Origin of the sequence: Citrobacter sp. R4 (assembly GCF_026719175.1) — a bacterium.
Lineage (GTDB): Bacteria > Pseudomonadota > Gammaproteobacteria > Enterobacterales > Enterobacteriaceae > Citrobacter_A > Citrobacter_A sedlakii.
Map to the genome: position 1 here is coordinate 1 of NZ_JAPPSU010000030.1, position 4413 is coordinate 4413.

The 4413-nt window shown below is 49.9% G+C and carries 4 protein-coding genes, 4 tRNA genes, 1 rRNA gene and 1 pseudogene; 8 read left to right on the top strand and 2 right to left on the bottom strand.

Annotation, left to right across the window (positions count from 1 at the left end):
* Positions 1–5 precede the first annotated feature (5 nt).
* The 3 genes from rrf to birA all read left to right on the top strand — a co-directional run bounded on the left by rrf (position 6) and on the right by birA (position 2269).
* Positions 6–121, top strand: a 5S ribosomal RNA gene (gene rrf / locus OOJ60_RS24135).
* 160 nt (positions 122–281) lie between these two features.
* A complete protein-coding gene (gene murB / locus OOJ60_RS24140; protein ID WP_205613287.1) occupies positions 282–1310 on the top strand; it encodes a UDP-N-acetylmuramate dehydrogenase in 1029 nt (342 codons plus the stop codon).
* Positions 1307–2269 carry a bifunctional biotin--[acetyl-CoA-carboxylase] ligase/biotin operon repressor BirA gene (gene birA, locus OOJ60_RS24145; protein ID WP_205613288.1) on the top strand — a complete coding sequence of 321 codons (963 nt, stop codon included), beginning with the start codon at positions 1307–1309 and terminating at the stop codon, positions 2267–2269. Before murB ends, birA begins: the two co-directional genes overlap by 4 nt.
* Positions 2270–2296: 27 nt before the next feature.
* Here birA and coaA read toward each other — a convergent pair whose 3' ends face one another.
* Both coaA and OOJ60_RS24155 read right to left on the bottom strand, forming a co-directional pair.
* Positions 2297–3247: a type I pantothenate kinase gene (coaA, locus tag OOJ60_RS24150; protein ID WP_181823308.1), complete on the bottom strand. Its 951-nt coding sequence runs from the start codon at positions 3245–3247 to the stop codon at positions 2297–2299.
* Between the two features lie 303 nt (positions 3248–3550).
* Positions 3551–3631: pseudogene (locus tag OOJ60_RS24155) on the bottom strand (hypothetical protein); the annotation flags it as partial.
* A gap of 19 nt (positions 3632–3650) precedes the next feature.
* Between OOJ60_RS24155 and OOJ60_RS24160 the strand changes: the two are divergent.
* The 5 genes from OOJ60_RS24160 to OOJ60_RS24180 all read left to right on the top strand — a co-directional run.
* Positions 3651–3726 (top strand) — tRNA-Thr (locus OOJ60_RS24160).
* Between the two features lie 8 nt (positions 3727–3734).
* A tRNA-Tyr gene (locus OOJ60_RS24165) sits at positions 3735–3819 on the top strand.
* A 114-nt stretch (positions 3820–3933) separates the two neighbouring features.
* Positions 3934–4008 (top strand) — tRNA-Gly (locus OOJ60_RS24170).
* A gap of 5 nt (positions 4009–4013) precedes the next feature.
* Positions 4014–4089, top strand: a tRNA-Thr gene (locus tag OOJ60_RS24175).
* Positions 4090–4205: 116 nt separating this feature from the next.
* On the top strand, positions 4206–4413 hold a 208-nt coding region (locus OOJ60_RS24180), incomplete at its 3' end, for a GTP-binding protein (RefSeq protein WP_000031660.1).

Here is a 4413-nt window from a genome sequence, read left to right on the forward strand (position 1 = left end):
ATTTGCCTGGCGGCCTTAGCGCGGTGGTCCCACCTGACCCCATGCCGAACTCAGAAGTGAAACGCCGTAGCGCCGATGGTAGTGTGGGGTCTCCCCATGCGAGAGTAGGGAACTGCCAGGCATCAAACAAGTGAAAAGCCCATCCTGACGGATGGGCTTTTTGCGTTTCTGGCGCTGGCCTACTGAATCAGTCTGTAGTAATCAAACCCATTCCGCCATAAAACAAGCCTTACCGCAGCATATGCGTTAAAATAACGCGATTATGCATCTGGAAAGCGTCTATGAATCACTCCCTCAAATCCTGGAATACCTTTGGTATCGATCAGTCTGCAAATGAAATTGTTTGTGCTGAGAATGAACAACAACTCTTAAATGCCTGGCAAACCGCCAATGCAAAGCAACAACCGGTATTGATTCTGGGTGAGGGGAGTAATGTACTGTTCCTTAATGCTTTCCATGGGACTGTCATCATCAATCGTATTAAAGGAATTGAGGTGACAGAACAACCAGATGCGTGGCATTTGCATGTTGGCGCTGGCGAAAACTGGCATCAGCTGGTTCAGCATGCGTTGCAGCTTGGTATGCCTGGACTGGAAAACCTGGCGCTGATCCCTGGCTGCGTCGGTTCTTCTCCCATTCAGAATATAGGTGCTTACGGCGTTGAGCTTCAACGGGTCTGTGATTACGTTGACTGCATCGAATTAGCGACGGGGACGCCTCACCGTCTTAGCGCTCAAGAGTGCCGTTTTGGATACCGTGACAGCATTTTCAAACATGAGTATCAGGATCGCTTTGCAATTGTCGCCGTTGGCCTGCGCCTGTCTAAGCAATGGCAGCCAGTATTGACCTATGGCGATCTCACGCGACTCGACCCGGCGACCGTTACGCCTCAGCAGGTGTTTGACTCCGTCTGCCATATGCGAATGACTAAACTGCCAGACCCGAAAGTAAACGGTAACGCAGGTAGCTTTTTTAAAAATCCTGTCGTGACAGTTGACGTTGCACAGGCACTGTTATCTGAATTCCCCCACGCGCCACATTATCCCCAGGCGGATGGCTCAGTAAAACTGGCGGCTGGCTGGCTAATTGACCAGTGCCAGCTTAAAGGCATTGGGATTGGCGGCGCTGCCGTACATCGCCAGCAGGCTTTGGTACTCATTAACGCGGATAATGCGACAAGTGAAGATGTTGTCCAGTTGGCGCATCTGGTTCGTGAGAAAGTTGGAGAAAAATTTAACGTCTGGCTGGAACCGGAAGTGCGGTTCATTGGACAAATGGGTGAGGTCAATGCCGTGGAGATCATCGCATGAAGGATAATACCGTTCCCCTGACGCTGATCTCTCTGCTAGCCGACAGCGAGTTTCATTCTGGCGAACAGCTAGGTGATACGCTGGGGATGAGCCGCGCCGCCATTAACAAGCATATCCAGACACTACGAGATTGGGGCGTTGATGTTTTCACCGTGCCAGGCAAAGGCTATAGTCTGCCCGAGCCGATCCAACTGCTGGATGCGAATCGTATTCATAGCCAACTGGATCGCGGCACGGTTGCTGTGCTCCCTGTGATCGATTCAACCAATCAGTATCTCCTGGAGCGAATCGGAGAACTGCAGTCAGGTGACGCATGTGTCGCTGAATATCAGCAGGCCGGGCGCGGTCGCCGTGGACGTAAATGGTTTTCGCCATTCGGCGCCAACTTATATCTGTCGATGTACTGGCGTCTGGAACAGGGACCCGCTGCGGCGATCGGTTTAAGCCTGGTGATTGGCATCGTGATGGCGGAAGTCTTACGCGATTTGGGAGCAGATAAGGTTCGCGTAAAGTGGCCGAACGATCTGTATCTGTTGGATCGCAAACTGGCAGGGATCCTGGTTGAACTGACGGGGAAAACAGGCGACGCTGCACAGATCGTGATCGGCGCAGGAATAAACATGGCGATGCGTCGTGTTGAAGAGGGCATCGTAAATCAGGGATGGATTACGTTACAGGAAGCCGGTATCACGCTCGATCGCAATACGCTGGCTGCGAGACTCATTCGTGAATTACGTACCGCGCTGGAGTTATTTGAGCAGGAAGGCCTGGCTCCCTATCTTTCGCGTTGGGAAAAACTGGATAACTTTATCAATCGCCCGGTCAAACTGATTATCGGTGAAAAAGAAATATACGGCATCTCTCGGGGGATTGATACGCAGGGCGCATTGCTGCTTGAGCAGGACGGGATAGTAAAACCCTGGGTGGGAGGGGAAATATCCCTGAGAAGCGCACAATAAAAAGGGGAGCGATTGCTCCCTTTTTATTTATTTACGCAGGCGAACCTGCTCGACCGCATGATTTGCGCTTTTTGTCATAATGAGACTCGCGCGTTCACGTGTGGGTAAGATGTTTTGCTTCAAATTCAGCCAGTTAATCTCTTTCCATAACGCCGTAGCGGTATTGATTGCCTCATCTTTTGACAGCTTCGCGTAGTTATGGAAATAAGAATCGGGGTCAGTAAACGCCCCTTCACGGAATTTGAGGAAGCGGTTGATATACCACGTTTGCAGTAAATCTTCCGGTGCATCAACATAAATAGAAAAGTCGACGAAATCAGAAACAAATACATGATGAGGGTCGTGCGGATAGTCCATTCCGCTTTGTAACACGTTAAGCCCTTCGAGAATTAATATATCCGGCTGGGCCACCGTTTTATCGCCATCAGGAATCACGTCATATATCAGGTGCGAGTAAACCGGAGCCGTCACATTTGGCACACCTGATTTAAGATCAGAAACAAACTTAACCAGGCGGTGCATATCATAGGACTCAGGAAACCCTTTCTTCTTCATCAGACCGCGATCTTTCAGCACCTGGTTAGGGTGAAGAAAACCATCAGTGGTAATCAACTCAACGCGACGATGCTCCGGCCAACGGCTCAGCAGCGCTTGCAACACGCGCGCGGTGGTACTTTTTCCTACAGCCACGCTGCCGGCAATACTGATGATATAAGGGATACGCTCGCCATTCGTGCCAAGGAACTGCTCGAGAACCGCCTGACGACGAAGGTTTGAGCTGATATAGAAGTTAAGCAAACGCGACAGAGGCAAATAAATCTCCGCGACTTCTTCCAGCGACAGATCTTCATTTATACCTTTTAACCGTGCGATCTCATCTTCAGTCAGAGTCATTGGCACAGAATCACGAAGCGCAGCCCACTGGTTGCGGTTAAACTGTAGGTAAGGCGTCATTAACGTTTGCTCTTTTATACTCATAAGCATGTTTCTGGCTGTCATTACTTCATCAGGGCCGTGATGAAAAAGCGCGTCAGCCCCGGCATGCAATGGCACGTCACATTTCAGTTAATCTGGACAATGGGCAGGAGGGTAACACCAGATGGAAAGGAATAATAAGAAAAAATGTTTCCCTTACTTCATTCGCTGAAAAGCAATGTGACGCATATTCCAGATGTGAAGATGATAATTTTAGCCAGTAAGCGGCCCACTGCCGACAGCAAAGCGAAACTTGCCTTGTCCGTAATGTCGAAATTTTATGCTAAGCTGTCTGAAAATACGTCATTTATTGGTCGTATAGCGCAAAATGTGAGCGATAGAACATTTTATGCAATTTTTTAGTTGCATGCGCTCGCAGGTCTCCATAGAATGCGCGCTACTTGATGCCGACTTAGCTCAGTAGGTAGAGCAACTGACTTGTAATCAGTAGGTCACCAGTTCGATTCCGGTAGTCGGCACCATCAAGTCCGGTGGGGTTCCCGAGCGGCCAAAGGGAGCAGACTGTAAATCTGCCGTCACAGACTTCGAAGGTTCGAATCCTTCCCCCACCACCACTTTCTGGCAGCGAATGCTGTCTGAGCTGGTTAAGAAAATAATCGGCTCGAATGAGAAAAGAGACTCGTCTCTTTTTTTGTTACAGAAAGAACTGGGTAGCCGAGTTTCAGGATGCGGGCATCGTATAATGGCTATTACCTCAGCCTTCCAAGCTGATGATGCGGGTTCGATTCCCGCTGCCCGCTCCAGACGTGCTGATATGGCTCAGTTGGTAGAGCGCACCCTTGGTAAGGGTGAGGTCCCCAGTTCGACTCTGGGTATCAGCACCACTTCACTTCTCCTTCCCGTGTTTTCTCTGTAACGACTCAATGATTCAACAGTCAGGCATATCGCCTGGTTGATGTGGTGATATCACCGATTTATCCGTGTCTTAGAGGGACAATCGATGTCTAAAGAAAAGTTTGAACGTACAAAACCGCACGTTAACGTCGGTACTATCGGCCACGTTGACCATGGTAAAACAACGCTGACCGCTGCAATCACTACCGTACTGGCTAAAACCTACGGCGGTGCTGCTCGCGCATTCGACCAGATCGATAACGCGCCGGAAGAAAAAGCGCGTGGTATCACCATCAACACCTCTCACGTTGAAT